At 68.7% G+C, this 15,498-nt stretch carries 17 protein-coding genes; 10 read left to right on the top strand and 7 right to left on the bottom strand.

Annotation, left to right across the window (positions count from 1 at the left end):
* Positions 1–7: 7 nt before the first annotated feature.
* Positions 8–2,182 (bottom strand): acetyltransferase SucT, encoded by a 2,175-nt coding sequence (gene sucT, locus D3H54_RS15965; protein ID WP_149379865.1) that lies wholly within the window; start codon positions 2,180–2,182, stop codon positions 8–10.
* Positions 2,183–2,309: 127 nt separating this feature from the next.
* On the opposite strand from sucT, the gene D3H54_RS15960 reads away from it, so the two are divergent.
* From D3H54_RS15960 to D3H54_RS15945, 4 genes are read left to right on the top strand one after another with little or no spacing between them, the layout of a single operon-like run.
* A complete protein-coding gene (locus D3H54_RS15960) occupies positions 2,310–3,602 on the top strand; it encodes an adenosylmethionine--8-amino-7-oxononanoate transaminase (protein ID WP_149379864.1) in 1,293 nt (430 codons plus the stop codon).
* Between the two features lie 31 nt (positions 3,603–3,633).
* Complete coding sequence (locus tag D3H54_RS15955) at positions 3,634–4,782, top strand: 8-amino-7-oxononanoate synthase (protein WP_149379863.1); 1,149 nt, start codon at positions 3,634–3,636, stop codon at positions 4,780–4,782.
* A complete protein-coding gene (gene bioD / locus D3H54_RS15950; RefSeq protein WP_149379862.1) occupies positions 4,779–5,456 on the top strand; it encodes a dethiobiotin synthase in 678 nt (225 codons plus the stop codon). Before D3H54_RS15955 ends, bioD begins: the two co-directional genes overlap by 4 nt.
* 1 nt (position 5,457) lies before the next feature.
* The gene (locus D3H54_RS15945; protein WP_149379861.1) at positions 5,458–5,982 is read left to right on the top strand and encodes a 2'-5' RNA ligase family protein; all 525 of its coding nucleotides are present in this window, start codon (positions 5,458–5,460) and stop codon (positions 5,980–5,982) included.
* On the opposite strand, the gene D3H54_RS15940 is transcribed toward D3H54_RS15945, so the two are convergent.
* A complete protein-coding gene (locus tag D3H54_RS15940; protein ID WP_149379860.1) occupies positions 5,975–6,310 on the bottom strand; it encodes an MmcQ/YjbR family DNA-binding protein in 336 nt (111 codons plus the stop codon). The genes D3H54_RS15945 and D3H54_RS15940 overlap by 8 nt on opposite strands.
* Positions 6,307–6,885, bottom strand: a complete 579-nt coding sequence (locus D3H54_RS15935) for a TetR family transcriptional regulator (protein ID WP_149379859.1) — start codon at positions 6,883–6,885, stop codon at positions 6,307–6,309. Before D3H54_RS15935 ends, D3H54_RS15940 begins: the two co-directional genes overlap by 4 nt.
* Positions 6,886–6,940: 55 nt before the next feature.
* Between D3H54_RS15935 and bioB the strand changes: the two genes are divergently transcribed.
* From bioB to D3H54_RS15920, 3 genes are read left to right on the top strand one after another with little or no spacing between them, the layout of a single operon-like run.
* Positions 6,941–7,948, top strand: a complete 1,008-nt coding sequence (gene bioB, locus D3H54_RS15930; RefSeq protein ID WP_149379858.1) for a biotin synthase BioB — start codon at positions 6,941–6,943, stop codon at positions 7,946–7,948.
* A 5-nt stretch (positions 7,949–7,953) separates the two neighbouring features.
* The gene (gene bsaP, locus D3H54_RS15925; protein WP_149379857.1) at positions 7,954–8,181 is read left to right on the top strand and encodes a biotin synthase auxiliary protein BsaP; all 228 of its coding nucleotides are present in this window, start codon (positions 7,954–7,956) and stop codon (positions 8,179–8,181) included.
* The gene (locus D3H54_RS15920) at positions 8,178–8,768 is read left to right on the top strand and encodes a DUF2567 domain-containing protein (protein ID WP_149379856.1); all 591 of its coding nucleotides are present in this window, start codon (positions 8,178–8,180) and stop codon (positions 8,766–8,768) included. Before bsaP ends, D3H54_RS15920 begins: the two co-directional genes overlap by 4 nt.
* A 15-nt stretch (positions 8,769–8,783) precedes the next feature.
* Here D3H54_RS15920 and D3H54_RS15915 read toward each other — a convergent pair whose 3' ends face one another.
* Both D3H54_RS15915 and D3H54_RS15910 read right to left on the bottom strand, forming a co-directional pair.
* Complete coding sequence (locus D3H54_RS15915) at positions 8,784–10,118, bottom strand: lipase family protein (protein ID WP_149379855.1); 1,335 nt, start codon at positions 10,116–10,118, stop codon at positions 8,784–8,786.
* Between the two features lie 43 nt (positions 10,119–10,161).
* Positions 10,162–10,854 carry an NUDIX hydrolase gene (locus D3H54_RS15910; protein ID WP_149379854.1) on the bottom strand — a complete coding sequence of 231 codons (693 nt, stop codon included), beginning with the start codon at positions 10,852–10,854 and terminating at the stop codon, positions 10,162–10,164.
* Between the two features lie 48 nt (positions 10,855–10,902).
* On the opposite strand from D3H54_RS15910, the gene nadA reads away from it, so the two are divergent.
* Genes nadA through nadC form a run of 3 tightly spaced genes read left to right on the top strand, consistent with a single transcriptional unit; the run spans position 10,903 to position 14,380 of the window.
* Positions 10,903–11,964 (top strand): quinolinate synthase NadA, encoded by a 1,062-nt coding sequence (gene nadA / locus D3H54_RS15905; protein WP_149379853.1) that lies wholly within the window; start codon positions 10,903–10,905, stop codon positions 11,962–11,964.
* A complete protein-coding gene (locus D3H54_RS15900) occupies positions 11,961–13,526 on the top strand; it encodes an L-aspartate oxidase (RefSeq protein ID WP_149379852.1) in 1,566 nt (521 codons plus the stop codon). The genes nadA and D3H54_RS15900 overlap by 4 nt, the downstream gene beginning before the upstream one ends.
* Entirely contained in the window at positions 13,523–14,380 is an 858-nt protein-coding gene (gene nadC / locus D3H54_RS15895) for a carboxylating nicotinate-nucleotide diphosphorylase (RefSeq protein WP_149379851.1), read from the top strand. Before D3H54_RS15900 ends, nadC begins: the two co-directional genes overlap by 4 nt.
* Before the next feature lie 15 nt (positions 14,381–14,395).
* On the opposite strand, the gene D3H54_RS15890 is transcribed toward nadC, so the two are convergent.
* Positions 14,396–14,809 (bottom strand): nitroreductase family deazaflavin-dependent oxidoreductase, encoded by a 414-nt coding sequence (locus D3H54_RS15890; RefSeq protein WP_149379850.1) that lies wholly within the window; start codon positions 14,807–14,809, stop codon positions 14,396–14,398.
* A 10-nt stretch (positions 14,810–14,819) separates the two neighbouring features.
* Positions 14,820–15,455: a homoserine/homoserine lactone efflux protein gene (rhtB, locus tag D3H54_RS15885; RefSeq protein ID WP_149379849.1), complete on the bottom strand. Its 636-nt coding sequence runs from the start codon at positions 15,453–15,455 to the stop codon at positions 14,820–14,822.
* Positions 15,456–15,498 lie beyond the last annotated feature (43 nt).

Below are 15,498 nucleotides of genomic sequence, written 5' to 3'. Positions count from 1 at the left end.
CAAGTTGTCACCACCACCGGGTGGCTGCCCCCAGCTGCCTGCCCAGTTCAGGGATCAACGTGCGCATGTAGGTCGCGGAGATGTGATGAGAATCGTGGTAGACCAGCACATTTCCTTCGACGGCGCGGCACACGTCCGGACGGCACACCGCGTCGCTGAGGTCGAGGATCCGCATCTGTGGGAACTGCGTCAGGAAATCCAGTGTCTGATTGCGATCGGAGAGCACGTCGGAGCGCTTGATCCCGCATGATTCCGCGTCGCCGCCCTTGGCCAGGCAGTCGGTCGGGAAGAACGGCTCGCCGTTGCGCACCAGCCACGGGGTGTCCCGCATCGCCAGGATCGGAATGTTGTTGTCCGACAAGGTTTGCCAGACCCCGATGTAGGTGGCCGGCATCACGTCGCCGGGCTTGATGTTCCACGGCCGGGTGGACGTGGTGAACACGAAGCTGGGACGGTCGCTGATCAGCTTGGCCATCACCCGTTCGTTCCACTCGTGGCAGTTCGGGTACGGCCGGTTGTCACCCATCACCAGCGGTTGCTGCTCGGTGGTCAACGGGCAGCCCATCTTGAGATAGGTGACGATCTTGAAGTGGTGCATCTTGGCCAGCGCGTCCAGGGCGGTGATCCAGTGCTCGGCATGCGATCCGCCCGCCAGGGCGATGGTTCGGGTCGCCGACAGGTCGCCGTAGGTGCAGTTGATGACCCCGACGTTGTCGAAATCACTGATGCATCCGTCGTTGGTGGATTCGGGCAGGTCGTTTTTGGCCTCGAGCACGGTGGGCCGCATCGGCAGCTTCGGCACCCGGGCGTGTTCGGTCAGCGCCCGCGCCCCCGGGTAACCCGCGGCCGAGAGCGTCACCAGTTCCTTGCCGTGCGAGCGCTGCACGGTGACGTGCTCGCGCCAGGTGAACGACGTCGCCGTCAGCGCCACCCCGAGTAGCCCCACGGTGGTGCCCAGCGCGATCGTGGGCCGGCGCAGGCGGGTGCGCCACGGGATGCTGGGCTGCGGTGCCGCCTGCGCCGCGCCGCTGCGCCGGAACCGCAGCGGCTCCTCGATGAATCGCATGGTCAGGTAGGCCAGCACGCCGGAGATCGCGAGGATGACGGCGCCATCGACGAAGCCGGCGCGGCTGCCGTCGGTGTAGGCGAGCCAGAAGATCAGCAGCGGCCAGTGCCACAGGTACAGGGAGTAGGCCATCGCGCCGAGTGTCATCAGCGGGGCGGCCGACAATAGCCGGTTGGGCAGCGGCAGGCGGTCACTGGTCGACGGCCGCGCCTGGCGGTTCGCCGCGGCCAGGATCATCAGGACGGTCGCGCCGACCGGTACCAGCGCCCACGGACCGGGGAACTCGCGGACTCCGTCGATCAACGCACCGCACGAGACGATGGCGGCCAGCCCGACGGTCGCCGCCAGCGTGCGCAGCCACATCGGCCAGCGGATGTACGGGACCGCCGCACCCACCAGAACGCCCAACAGCAGCTCCCAGGCGCGGGCGAAGCTGTTGTAGTACGCGGCCATCTGGTCGCTGCCATGCAGCACGACGGCAAAGGTGAATGACGCGATGGTGAGGGCGGTCAGCAAAGCAACGAACGTTGGCCGCAAACGTGCGCCCAGCGGACGCCTCAGCAAATATGCGAACGCGAAAATAAGGACAAGGAACGAAAGGTAGAACTGGCCCTGAACAGACATTGACCAGATGTGCTGCAGCGGACTGACTGCTTCGCCGGCCCGCAGGTAGTTCGACTCGGTCGCCGACAGCTCCCAGTTCTGGTAGTACGCCAGGCTCGCCAGGCTCTGGTCAGCAAAGGTCTCCCAGCGGGTCTGGGGCTGGATGAGGACGGTCAAAACGGCGCCTGCGGCAAGCACCACGACCAGTGCCGGCAGCAGCCTGCGGACAAGTCGGCGGATCTCTGGCCAGGGCGACAGCGAAGAGTCAGGATTCAGCGCGGTACGCAACAGGGAACCGCCGAAGAAGAACCCGGAGAGCACCAGGAAGACGTCCACCCCGCCCGAGACGCGCCCGAACCACACGTGGAACACCGCGACGAGAGCGATCGCCAACCCGCGCAGACCGTCCAGATCGTGACGGTAGAAGCCCGATTTCCGCGATCCCATCGCCGCGTCAGGAGGGGAGTCCGCTGGCGCCATTGCTGGCGGGCGGGGCGGGCTGAGGGTGATCATGATCGGGACTCAATCTACCCAACCCAGCTATTCTTCTCATCTGCAGCGAACGGCGCGCCGAAGCTACGGAATCCGTTGAGCAAACGCGTTCTGGGGCTACTCGCGACCTCGGCTAGGCTCACACAGCGTGTCGGCGTTGACCCCCCACCAGATCAGTGAGATCGACGCCGCGCACATCTGGCACCCGTACAGCACGATCGGCGCCGAGGCGATGGCGCCGGTGGTGGCCACCGGCGCCCGCGGCGCGTGGCTGACCCTGGTTCGGGACGACGCCGAGATCAGGGTGCTCGACGCGATGGCGTCCTGGTGGACGGCGGTGCACGGTCACGGCCACCCGGTGCTCGACGCGGCGCTGAGCCACCAGTTGGCGACGATGAATCACGTCATGTTCGGCGGGTTGACCCACGAGCCCGCCGCGCGTCTGGCGCAGCTGCTGGTGGATATCACGCCGGCCGGGCTGGAGACCGTGTTCTTCTCCGACTCCGGCTCGGTGGCCGTGGAGGTCGCGGTCAAGATGGCGTTGCAGTACTGGCGCAGCGCGGGCCGGTTCGGCAAGTCCAAGCTGATGACGTGGCGTGGCGGATATCACGGCGACACCTTCACCCCGATGAGCATCTGCGACCCCGACGGCGGCATGCATTCGCTGTGGAGCGACGTGTTGTCCCCGCAGGTGTTCGCGCCCCCGGTGCCGGGTGACTACGACCCGGCCTACGTCGCGGCGTTCGGAGACCAGCTGCTCGAGCATGCCGATGAGCTGGCCGCCGTGATCGTCGAGCCGGTGGTGCAAGGCGCCGGTGGGATGCGATTCCACGATCCGCGCTACCTCGCCGACCTGCGCGCGCTGTGCGACCGCGCCGGAGTGTTGCTGATCTTCGACGAGATCGCCACCGGGTTCGGGCGTACCGGCGAGCTGTTCGCCGCCGACCACGCCGGGGTCAGTCCGGACATCATGTGTGTCGGCAAGGCGTTGACCGGCGGTTACGTCACGCTGGCGGCGACACTCTGCACGCTGGATATCGCGCGGACGATCAGCGGCAGCGATGCCGGCGCGTTGATGCACGGCCCGACGTTCATGGCCAATGCGCTGGCATGTGCGGTGTCGGTGGCCTCGGTCGAACTGTTGCTCGCGCAGGACTGGCGCGGCCGGGTCGCCGAGATCGGTGCCGGGCTGGCCCAGGGCCTCGAGCCGGCCCGCGCGCTGTCGTCGGTGGCCGATGTCCGGGTGCTCGGCGCGATCGGAGTCATCGAGACCCGGCAGCCGGTCGACCTAACCGTCGCCACCCCGGTCGCCCTGGACAACGGCGTCTGGCTGCGGCCCTTCCGCAACCTGATCTACGCGATGCCGCCGTTCATCTGCACGCCGGACGAGGTGGATCAGATCACCTCGGCGATGGTGGCCGTGGCCCGTGCTTTAACCTGAACGGTGTTCAAGTAGCGTCGGAGGAGTGCCTGTGACCCGCGTCGGTCTTTCCCCACTGGCCTGGCTCGACACCGTCGAGCAGCAGCGCCGGGACGCCGGCCTGCGCCGATCGCTGCGCACCCGGCCCGCCGTGGCCACCGAACTGGACCTCGCCTCCAACGATTATCTGGGCCTGTCCCAGCATCCCGCGGTCATCGACGGCGGGGTGGCTGCGTTGCGCACCTGGGGGGCGGGCTCGACCGGCTCGCGGCTGGTCACCGGAAACACCGAACTGCACGAGGAATTCGAAAGCGCCCTGGCCGATTTCGTCGGCGCCGAGGCCGCGCTGGTGTTCTCCTCGGGCTACACCGCCAACATCGGCGCCACCGTGGCGCTGTCCGGCCCGGGCTCGCTGATCGTGTCCGACGCGCTGTCGCACGCCTCGCTGGTCGACGCCTGCCGGCTGTCGCGGGCGCGGGTCGTCGTCGCGCCGCACCTCGACATCGAGGCGGTCGAGGCCGCGCTGGCCGGGCGCGACGAAGAGCGGGCGCTGGTGATCACCGAATCGGTGTTCAGCACCGACGGCGCGCTGGCGCCACTGCGCAGGCTGCACGAGGTCTGCCGCAAGCACGGGGCGCTGTTGTTGGTCGACGAGGCCCACGGCCTCGGGGTGCGCGGTACCGGCGGACGTGGCCTGATCCACGAGGCCGGATTGGCCGGGGCGCCCGATGTGATCATGACGACCACCATGTCGAAGTCGCTGGGCAGCCAGGGCGGCGCGGTGCTCGGCCCCGCCGCGGTGCGCGATCACCTGATCGACGCCGCGCGCACGATGATCTTCGACACCGGACTGGCCCCGGCGCCCGTCGGCGCGGCACTGGCCGCGCTCACCGTGCTGGCCGCCGAACCGCAGCGGGCGACCGCGGTGATCGCTCGGGCCGGGGAGTTGGCCGAGATGTGCGACGTCCCCGAGAAGCCCGAATCTGCCGTCGTCTCAGTCATTCTCGGCGATCCGGAGATCGCGGTGGCCGCGGCGAGTGCTTGTCTGGAGGCCGGGGTGCGGGTCGGTTGTTTCCGGCCACCGACGGTTCCCGCGGGAACCTCGCGGCTGCGACTGACCGCGCGGGCATCGTTGACCGACGACGAGATGGACACCGCGCGCGACGTCTTGACCACGGTATTGGCGGTGCACCCCCGATGAGCGTGCTGGTCGTCACCGGCACCGGGACCGGGGTGGGAAAAACCGTTGTGACCGCGGCGCTGGCGTGCCACGCGCGGGTCGCCGAGCGGGACGTCGCGGTGTGCAAGCCGGTGCAGACCGGTACCGCCGACGGCGACGACGACCTCGCCGAAGTGGGCAGGCTTTCCGGGGTCACCGAACTGTTCGGCGTCGCCCGCTATCCGGATCCGCTGGCGCCGGTGGCCGCCGCCGAAAGTGCGGGCCTGCCGTTGCCCAGCACCGGCGAGCTGCTGAGCGTCATCCGCGACGTCGACCGGCCCGGCCGGCTGACGCTGGTCGAGGGGGCCGGTGGCCTGCTGGTGGAATTGACGGCCGACGGCGCGACGCTGCGCGACCTCGCGGTCGAGCTGGCCGCGCCGGTTCTCGTCGTCGTCGAACCGGGCCTGGGCACGCTGAATCACACCTCCTTGACGTTGGAAGGGCTTGGTGCCAAAGGGCTTTCGTGTGCCGGTCTGGTGATCGGCGCCTGGCCCGCCCAGCCCGGTCCGGCGGAGAAGTCCAACCGTGACGCGCTGGCCAAGCTGGCTCCGGTCCGCGCCGCGCTCCCGGCGGGAGTGGCCGCGGTGTCCCCGAATGACTTCGCGTTGTTCAGCGCTCGGGCGTTCGACCCGGACTGGGTCACCGGCCTGGTCTGAGATGGCGCACTCGATTGAGCTGCTCCTCGACCAGCGTGCCGACGATGCCGTGCGGCACACGTGGCAGGCATTGGCCGATGCCGGCCTACCCAGCCAGCTGCGAGTGAACTCCGCCACGAACCGCCCGCACATCACGCTGATCGCCGCTGAGCGGATCTCGCCCGATGTGGACGACCGGCTCACGACATTGGCGGATCTCTTCCCGCTCCGGGCTGTGCTCGGCGCACCCCTGGTGTTCGGCGTGGGGCGGATGACGCTGGCCCGGTTGGTGGTTCCGTCGGCTGCGCTGCTGGCGATGCACGACGAGGTCTACGACGTGTGCTTGCCGTCGGTGACCAATGTCTTCGCGCACAGTGCTCCGGGCCGGTGGACGCCGCACGTCACGCTGGGGCGCCGCTTCACCCCGGCGCAAGCCGGCGACGCATTCGCATTGGTCGACGGGATCACCGTGGACATCCGGGCGAGCATCGTCGGACTGCGGCGTTGGGACAGCGACGCGCGTACCGACCACATATTGATCAGTTGATTTGCGCGGCAACATTTTTCGGAACGCACATCTTCCAGCCGTCGATCACCAGTTCGCGTACCTCGTCGAGGTCGACCGCATCAAGGCGGACGTGGATCCAGTTGTAGCGCATGTTCGATGGGCGGGGCAGTGCGAACTTGTCCGGCTCGGCGGACACCATCGCCTCGCGCTCCTCCTTCGGGAACCCGACCCCCATCACGGTCTCGTCGCGGGAGAACGCGAGGAAGACCAGCCTGCCGGCCCGGAACGTGATCCGATCGCGGACCACGGTCTCGTAGGCCCTCGGCAGGGCAAGTGCGATCGGGCGCACCTGGTCGACGGTGATCACACCGGCAGGCTCCGCCGCGCCGCGATGCCGTCGATCAGCAGCTGCACCCCGAAGCCGAACCGGCGGCTGGGGTCGGCGCCGAGCACGGATTGTTCGTCGGGGAGGTCGGCGCCGGCGGCGTCCCACTGCAGGCGGGATTGCTCGTCAGCGGTGAAGCCCAGTACGTAATAGAGGACAGTGCGGCCGGCGGTCACGGCGTGCCCGGTATCGACGCCCGCGGAGACAGCCGCATCGGCCAGCCAACCCAGGATCTGCGTCATCGCCTCCGACTGGCCCGCGGCGAAACTGGCGGACACCAGCTCGGCGCCGTCGGTGTGGGACAGCAGGGCGTCGCGCAGCTGATCGCAGATCGCCTCGACGCGGACACGCCAGTCGGCAGGCACGTCGTGGACGGTGCACAGGATTCGGTCAGCCACCGCGCCGAGCAGTTGCTGCTTGTTGGCGAAGTGCCAGTACAGCGCGCCGGGGGAGACCGCGAGCTCGCGGGCCAGCCGCCGCATCGACAGGTCGGCCATGCCGTAGTTGTCCAGCAGTGTCGTCGCCGCATCGACCACGTCGCGTTTGTGGAGCTGCACACGCGTAGCCTAGCCTGAACACTGTTCAAGTTGGCGAACGCAGGAGGACAAGCCGGTGACGCAGGCAGCGACGGACGTATTGGCACTGGCGCGCGAGCAGGTGCTCGAGCGCGGCGAGGGTCTGTCCCGCGATCAGGTGCTCGAGGTCTTGCAGCTGTCCGACGATCACCTCGAAGAACTCCTGGCCCTGGCCCACGAGGTCCGGATGAAGTGGTGCGGCCCGGAGGTCGAGGTCGAGGGCATCATCAGCCTGAAAACCGGTGGCTGCCCGGAGGATTGCCACTTCTGTTCGCAGTCCGGTCTGTTCGCCTCGCCGGTGCGCAGTGCCTGGCTGGACATCCCGAGCCTGGTCGAGGCTGCCAAGCAGACCGCGAAGTCCGGCGCCACCGAGTTCTGCATCGTGGCCGCCGTGCGCGGACCCGACGAGCGGCTGCTGGCCCAGGTGGCCGCGGGCATCGAAGCGATCCGCAACGAGGTCGACATCCAGATCGCCTGCTCGCTGGGGATGCTCACCCAGGACCAGGTCGATCGCCTCAAGGAGATGGGCGTCCACCGCTACAACCACAACCTGGAGACCGCGCAGTCCTACTTCCCGAACGTCGTCACCACACATTCATGGGAGGAGCGGTGGGGAACGCTGGAGATGGTGCGCGAGGCCGGCATGGAGGTGTGCTGCGGCGGCATCCTCGGTATGGGGGAGACACTCGAGCAGCGCGCCGAGTTCGCGGCGAACCTGGCCGAACTCGATCCGCACGAGGTGCCCCTGAACTTCCTGAACCCGCGCCCGGGCACCCCGTTCGGTGATCTGGACGTGCTGCCGGCGTCCGAGGCCCTCAAAGCCGTCGCCGCGTTCCGCCTGGCATTGCCGCGCACGATGCTCCGGTTCGCCGGTGGCCGGGAGATCACGCTCGGCGACCTCGGCGCCAAGCAGGGCATCCTCGGTGGCATCAACGCCGTGATCGTCGGAAATTACCTGACCACGCTGGGTCGCCCGGCCGAGGCCGATCTCGAGCTGCTCGAAGATCTGCAGATGCCGATCAAGGCACTGAACGCCAGCCTGTAGTGGCGATGGTCGGACAGCTGCCCGCACCGGTGAGTGCCGGGGTCTACAACGTCTACACCGGCGAGCTCGCCGGCAGCCTCGTGCCCACCGCGGCACAGCTCGGACTCGAGCCGCCTCGGTTCTGCGCGGAGTGCGGCCGCCGAATGGTGGTCCAGGTGCGGCCGGACGGCTGGTGGGCCAAGTGCTCGCGGCATGGTCGGGTCGACTCCCACGATCTGGAGGACCAGCGGTGAATCCCGAACCACGACAACGCTTTTCGAGGCGCCGTGCGGCACTTGTGGTGGTCGCCGGGTTGACCGTGGCAGGCGCGGTGATCGGCGCGGTGTGGTCGGTGCTGGCGCCGTCTGCGCACGGCGTGGTGGCGCTGACCCGCTCCGGTCAGCGGGTGCAGACCTACCTCGGCAGCGAATCCGACCATCTGTTCGTGGCGGCGGCGTTGCTCATCGGGTTGCTGACGTCGATGGCGATCGTGGCCGCCGTATTGGTGTGGCAGTGGCGTGCCCATCGTGGCCCGCTGCTGGCGACGGCACTGTGGGTGGGTTCGATCGCCGGCGCCGGTGCGGCCGCGGGTGTGGGTGCGCTGCTGGTGCGCTGGCACTACGGGCCGGTGCCGTTCGACACGGCTCCGGTCACGCCGGAGAACCGGATCTTCTACTACTCCGAGGCGCCGCCGGTGTTCTTCGCGCACGGGCCGCTGCAGATCGCGACGACGCTACTTTTTCCGGCCGCGATCGCGGCGCTGACGTATGCCTTGATGGCGGTGGCCACACCGCGTGACGATCTCGGTGCCTGGCCGCCGATGGACCGCGTCTCCGCTTAGAGCTGGGCCCTCTTTTTAGAGTGGTCGGAACGGAACCCGGCCGCCGGACACCACACGCGCGACGATCCCGCCGAGGCGCCACATGCCCGCGTAGGTCATGGGATTGAGCAGCGTCGGCCACTTCGTCCGCACGATGTGCTCGTCGATCGGGCGTTGGGCGAACCGGTCGGTCAGCCAGCGCAGCGTCATCGGCGCCGACATCGGGTGCAGCAGCATGTGCTCGCTGAACATGTCGCGGTGGTAGGTCACCCGCGCTCCGCCCGCAGAGTAGGTGTGCACCAGGTCGTCGATGTCGTCGACATCGATCACCGAATCGTGGACTGCCTGCACGATCAGCACCGGAAGGTCGGGCACCGCCTTGCCGAGCTTGATGTTGTCGAAGACGTACTGAACCTCCGGCGTCGCCAGGATCTCCTCCAGCGGCGGGTGCACCAGGTCGTCGAAGTCGGTGCGGAACAGCCGGATGACGGCCTCCGCGGTCGTCATGTTCTCGAGCCGGCGGAGCAGTGCCAGTCCGTCCTCGGTGGCGTTCTGCTCGATCACCCGGTTCAGATCGGGATAGGTCTTGGCCAGCGCGGCCACCACGAGCGCGGGCAACGCGGCCAGGTACGAGCCGTTGAGCCGGCGGAACGTGTGGCCCAGGTCGCCGACCGGCGAACCCAGGACGGCGCCGACGATGTTCAGCTCGGGGGCGTAGTCCTCGTGCACCTCGGCTGCCCACGCGGTGGCGAGCCCGCCGCCGGAGTAACCCCACAACCCGACCTGGCTGTCCGCGGCGAGGCCGAACGCCTCGAAGCTCAGCGCCGCCCGCACACCGTCGAGGACGGCGTAGCCGGGTTCGTAGGGGGCGCCCCAGATGCCGGCCGGGCCCTCGTGGTCGGGGACCGAGACCACCCAGCCCTCGGCGAGTGCGGCCGCGACGAGCAGGTACTCCAGCTGGGGCAGCGACCCGACGGCCTTGGCGTGCCGGCGCATGGCGTACGAGGGAAAGCAGCGCGAGGCCACCGCGTCGATGGCGCATTGGTAGGAGACGACGTTGCGGACCCGATCGGGGGTGTGGCCGGTCGGGATGAGCACCGTGGTGACGGTGGCCTGCGGCAAACCGTTGTGGTCGGTGCTGCGGTACAGCAGCTGGGTGGCCCGCACTCGCTGCGGGATCAGCCCGAGAAAGCCCAGCTGGACGTCACGGGAGCGCAGCACGGTGCCCGGCTCGGCGTGTTCGAAGCCGGCGGGCGGTTCGTAGAACGGGTCATCAGCCGGAAGCTGTGGATGCGCACCACGCTCGAGTTCCTCGTGCGGGGCGCGGCCGATCCATTCGGGGCTCGGCGCCCCAGCGCTTACCGGATGCATTCCACCCTTTCTACCTTAAGAATGGTCTAAGAAGCCAGCCGACTCACCCGGGTGGCCGAAACGCGGCAAACTCGTCGGTCACCCTCAAATGCGAGTCGGTGAAGCGATAGAGGGCCGCCGGGCGCCCGCCGCTGCGGCCCGGATGGGCTGTCGTCCCGGTCGGCGTGATGACGCCGCGGCGCGCGAGCACCCGCTGCAGATTGGTGGCGTCGACCTGATAGCCGAGGGCGGCGCCATAGATGTCGCGCAGCGTCGAAAGCGCGAATTCCCTTGGTGTCAAGGCGAATCCGATGTTCGTGTAGGACAGCTTGGCGACCAGCCTGGTGCGGGCGTATTCCACCATCGGGGCGTGGTCGAAGGCCATCTCCGGCAGGTCGCTGACCGGATGCCAGCGGGTATCCGGCGGCAGTTCGGGGGTGGCGACCGAGGGCACCAAACCGAGGAATGTCGAGGCGATCGTGCGAACACCGGGCACGCGGCCCGGATCGGAGAACACCGCGAGCTGTTCCAGGTGCGCGATCTCGCGGACGTCGACTTTCTCGGCCAGCTGGCGTCGCGCGGAACTGATCAGGTCCTCGTCGGCGCGCAGCCCGCCGCCGGGCAATGACCACTTGCCCCGCTCAGGTTCCAGGCCGCGCTGCCATAACAGCACGTTAAGGGCGGGTGTACGGGACTGGACGTCGCCAACCTGGAATACGACGGCGAGTACTTCGTGTTCGGTGCTAGTATGAGGCACGTTTTCGATTATAAGTCGAAAACCTCGCAAGCAAGACAGGAGGCGGAAATGACCGTCCTGGATCGTTCTGACGCCCTCGACGGCGGCATTGGGGCCGGCCTTGTCGCTCGCATCACCGACGGACCCGGTGGTTACACCGGCGTGAACGGTGACGAGGAATGGGCCGCCGAGATTCGCCGGCTGGCCACCTTGCGCAATGCGACCATCCTGGCGCACAACTACCAGCTGCCGGCCATTCAGGACGTCGCCGACCACGTCGGCGACTCGCTGGCACTGTCCCGGATCGCCGCCGAGGCCGCCGAAGAGACGATCGTGTTCTGCGGCGTGCACTTCATGGCCGAGACCGCCAAGATCCTCAGCCCGGAGAAAACGGTGCTGATTCCGGATCAGCGCGCCGGCTGCTCGCTGGCCGACTCGATCACCGCCGACGAACTGCAGGCTTGGAAGGACGAGCACCCCGGTGCGGTCGTCGTCTCCTACGTCAACACCACCGCAGCAGTGAAGGCGCTCACCGACATCTGCTGCACGTCGTCCAACGCCGTCGAGGTGGTGGCCTCCATCCCGGAAGGCCGCGAGGTGCTGTTCTGCCCCGACCAGTTCCTCGGTGCCCATGTCCGCCGGATGACGGGCCGGACCAATCTGCACGTCTGGGCCGGCGAGTGCCATGTGCACGCGGGTATCAATGGCGACGAGTTAGCCGACCAGGCTCGCAGCCACCCCGACGCCGAGCTGTTCGTCCATCCCGAATGCGGTTGCGCCACGTCGGCGTTGTATCTGGCCGGTGAGGGCGCCTTCCCGTCGGATCGGGTCAAGATCCTGTCCACCGGCGGCATGCTGGACGCCGCCAAGGCCTCCCACGCCAAACAGGTGCTGGTCGCCACCGAGGTCGGGATGCTGCACCAATTGCGTCGCGCCGCACCGGAAATCGACTTCCAGGCCGTCAACGACCGGGCGTCGTGCAAGTACATGAAGATGATCACGCCGGCCGCACTGCTGCGCTGCCTTGTCGACGGCGCCGATGAGGTCGACGTCGATCCCGAGACCGCCCGCCTGGCCCGTGCCAGCGTGCAGCGGATGATCGAGATCGGCCAGCCCGGCGGCGGCGAATGACGCGCTCCTTCGCCTGCGGCGTCGGTGCCGCGGGTGTGGACTGGCAACAGCGTGCCGACGTCGTGGTGATCGGCACCGGGGTGGCCGGTTTGGCCGCGGCCCTGGCCGCACATCGAAAGGGCAGTCGCACAGTCATTCTGAGCAAGGCGCCTGATACCGCTACGTTCTACGCCCAGGGCGGGATCGCGGTTGTGCTGCCGCACACCGATGACTCGGTGGAAGCGCACGTGCGCGATACTCTCGCGGCGGGTGCCGGGCTGTGCGACCCCGAGGCGGTACGTTCGATCGTCGCTGACGGTTACCGCGCGGTGGCCGACCTGGTCGACGACGGCGCCCGGTTCGACGAGAGCGCGCCCGGGCAGTGGGCGCTGACCCGTGAAGGCGGCCACTCCCGCAGGCGCATCATCCACGCCGGAGGGGACGCCACCGGTGCTGAGGTGCAGCGCGCACTCGACCATGCCGCCGCCACTCTGGACATCCGCCGTAATCATGTTGCGCTGCAAGTCCTCAGCGATGGCACGGCGGTCACCGGCGTACTGGTTCGCAACGCCGACGGTCTCGGCATCGTGCACACCCCGTCGGTCATCCTGGCCACCGGTGGTCTGGGCCACCTGTACCGGGCGACCACCAACCCGGAAGGCTCCACCGGCGACGGCATCGCCCTGGCGTTGTGGGCCGGCGTCGGCGTCACCGACATCGAATTCGTCCAGTTCCACCCGACCATGCTGTTCGACCGCAATGCCACCGGACGCCGGCCGCTGATCACCGAGGCGCTGCGGGGTGAGGGCGCCGTTCTGCGCGACGCCCGCGGCGAGTCGGTCACCGAGGGAGTGCATCCGCTGGGTGATCTCGCGCCGCGCGACGTGGTGGCGGGCGCCATCGAGGCGCGGCTGCGGGCGAGCGGCGACGAGTGCGTTTTCCTCGACGCGCGCTCCATCGACCAGTTCGCACAACGCTTCCCGACGGTCACGGCAGCCTGCCGCGCCGCGGGCATCGATCCCACCCGCCAGCTGATCCCGGTCGTTCCGGGCGCGCATTACAGCTGCGGCGGGGTGGCCACCGACGTGTCCGGCCGCACCGAACTGCCCGGCTTGTTCGCCGCCGGCGAGGTGGCCCGAACCGGCATGCACGGCGCCAACCGGCTGGCCTCCAACAGCCTGCTGGAAGGTTTGGTGGTCGGCAACCGCGCCGGGCGGGCCGCAGTCGAGCATTCCCGTGACGCGGGTGCGCCGGTGGCGAAAGCCGATGAGCGCCAACACAATGCACTCGATCGTACGGTGTTGCAAACGGCGATGACCGAGTTCGCCTCGGTGGTCCGCGACGCCGCCGGACTGCAGCGGCTCACCGACCTCCTCGCCGAGGCCGAGCCAAAACGGATGACCACCCGCGCCGCGGCCGAGGACGTCGCACTCACAGCCACCGCCCGCGCGGTGACCGCGGCGGCGTTGGCGCGCACCGAATCCCGCGGCTGCCACCACCGCGGCGATCACCCCGACACCGATCCGGCACAGGGGTTCAGCCGCACCCTGCACGGTGACCACGCGGCGGCCTGCCTGCAATGAAACTCACCGACGACGAGCTTGCGCAAGCTCGCACGACGATCCTTCGCGGCCTCGATGAGGACCTGCGCTACGGCCCCGATGTCACCACGCTGGCCACGGTGCCCGAGGACGCCGCCACGGTCGCGTCGCTGGTGTCCCGGGAGTCCGGCGTCGCCGCCGGGATCGACGTGGCACTGCTGGTCCTCGACGAAGTGCTCGGTCAGGACGGCTACGAGGTCGTCGACCGGGTGGACGACGGCACCCGGCTGGAGGCCGGTGCTGCCCTGCTCCGGGTGCAGGCGCCGACGCGGGGGCTACTGACCGCCGAGCGGACCCTGCTGAACCTGGTGTGCCACCTGTCGGGGATCGCCACCGCCACCGCGGCGTGGGTCGACGCCGTCGACGGCACCAAAGCCAAGATCCGCGACACCCGCAAGACCCTGCCGGGGCTGCGGGCACTGCAGAAGTACGCGGTGCGGGTGGGCGGCGGCGTCAACCACCGGATGGGCTTGGGCGACGCCGCGCTGATCAAAGACAACCACGTCGCCGCCGCCGGCTCGGTGGTCGCCGCGCTGCGGGCCGTGCGCGCCGCCGCGCCGGATCTGCCGTGCGAGGTCGAGGTGGACACCCTCGAACAGCTCGACGAGGTGCTCGCCGAGGATGTGCAGCTGATCCTGCTGGACAACTTCCCGGTGTGGCAGACCCAGATCGCGGTACAGCGTCGCAACGCCAACGCCCCCGGCGTGCTGTTGGAATCCTCGGGCGGCCTGAGCCTGGACAGCGCCGCCGAGTATGCCGGGACCGGGGTCGACTTCCTCGCCGTGGGGGCGCTGACTCACTCGGTACGGGTCCTCGACGTCGGTCTGGACCTGTAAGCCCCGAGGTCTGAGTCAGGCGATATCGGCGACGAACGCGCCGACGCCGCGCTTCACGCCGCGACGGGCAACGCCGGGAAGGGACGGATCGTCGGTGCCCGCCGGCACCACCCGGGGGTTCACCATATGAAGGGTCTTGCGGCCGTGCCGGATGTCGGCCTCGCCGGCGGCCAGGATGTTCTTGACCCAGTTCGTCTTACCGTGGCCGAGCATGACGGCCAGGGTGTCACCCTTACGGAAGGCCGAGACCACCGTCTCGTACTGCTTGCCCGAGGTGCGGCCGCGGTGCGAGATGACCGACATGCCCGGCATGAACTTGGCCAGCGGCTTCACTGCCGGATTGAAGTACTTGATCTGGAAGTTCTCGAACCAGACCGGGAACTTCATCGGCACACCGGGGGCGTTGTTCGGGTGATCCTTGGTCGACATGGCGCTCACGTTAGGCGGCCGCGCCCCGGCGCACCAGGGACAGCACCACCGCCGCCGTCGCGAACAGGCCGGAGAACGTCCGGTTCATGACTGTTTGTTGGCGCGGTGTGCGGAGCCACCGCAACAACCGGGATGCCAGCCCGGTGTAGGCGCCCATCACCACCAGGTCGACGACCACCATCGTCGCCCCGATCGCGAGGTATTGCGGCAACAGTGGGGCGGTCGGCACGACGAACTGGGGCAGCACGGCCAGCAGGAACACCAGCCCCTTCGGATTCGTGACGTTGACCAGGCAGCCACGCACCAGTAGGGACCATCGTCCGCCGCTGGCGGTGGTCTCAAGCTGTTCACCCAGCTCAAAGGGCTTGCTGCGCCATTGGCGGACGGCCAGATAGATCAGGTAGAGCACGCCGATCCACTTGATCACCGTGAACGCGACGATCGACTGCGCGACCGCCGCGCCGAGGCCGACCGCCACCGCCACGAGTTGCAGCATCAGGCCTATTTCGAGTCCGGTGATGCTCCAGTACCCGCGGCGCAGGCCGTGCGCCAGACCGGTCGCCATGGACTGGATCGCGCCGGCCCCGGGGGACACACTGATGGCGATCGCGGCGCCGATGAAGGCCAGCCACAGCTCGAATTGCATACCCGCAGTATCCGGGCCGGTGGCGGCCGCGCTCAATCGATTT

Origin of the sequence: Mycobacterium sp. ELW1, from assembly GCF_008329905.1 — a bacterium.
In the GTDB taxonomy this organism is placed as follows: domain Bacteria; phylum Actinomycetota; class Actinomycetes; order Mycobacteriales; family Mycobacteriaceae; genus Mycobacterium.
The sequence above is the reverse complement of the archived record's forward strand: the minus strand, read 5'-3'. Positions and strand labels throughout refer to the sequence as shown.

Coding starts and splice junctions, on each gene's coding strand:
- sucT (WP_149379865.1), bottom strand. CDS start 2,182: ATGATCACCCTCAGCCCGCCCCGCCCGCCAGCAATGGCGCCAGCGGAC.
- bioD (WP_149379862.1), top strand. CDS start 4,779: ATGAGCGTGCTGGTCGTCACCGGCACCGGGACCGGGGTGGGAAAAACC.
- D3H54_RS15945 (WP_149379861.1), top strand. CDS start 5,458: ATGGCGCACTCGATTGAGCTGCTCCTCGACCAGCGTGCCGACGATGCC.
- bsaP (WP_149379857.1), top strand. CDS start 7,954: ATGGTCGGACAGCTGCCCGCACCGGTGAGTGCCGGGGTCTACAACGTC.
- D3H54_RS15915 (WP_149379855.1), bottom strand. CDS start 10,118: ATGCATCCGGTAAGCGCTGGGGCGCCGAGCCCCGAATGGATCGGCCGC.
- nadA (WP_149379853.1), top strand. CDS start 10,903: ATGACCGTCCTGGATCGTTCTGACGCCCTCGACGGCGGCATTGGGGCC.
- D3H54_RS15900 (WP_149379852.1), top strand. CDS start 11,961: ATGACGCGCTCCTTCGCCTGCGGCGTCGGTGCCGCGGGTGTGGACTGG.
- nadC (WP_149379851.1), top strand. CDS start 13,523: ATGAAACTCACCGACGACGAGCTTGCGCAAGCTCGCACGACGATCCTT.
- D3H54_RS15890 (WP_149379850.1), bottom strand. CDS start 14,809: ATGTCGACCAAGGATCACCCGAACAACGCCCCCGGTGTGCCGATGAAG.
- rhtB (WP_149379849.1), bottom strand. CDS start 15,455: ATGCAATTCGAGCTGTGGCTGGCCTTCATCGGCGCCGCGATCGCCATC.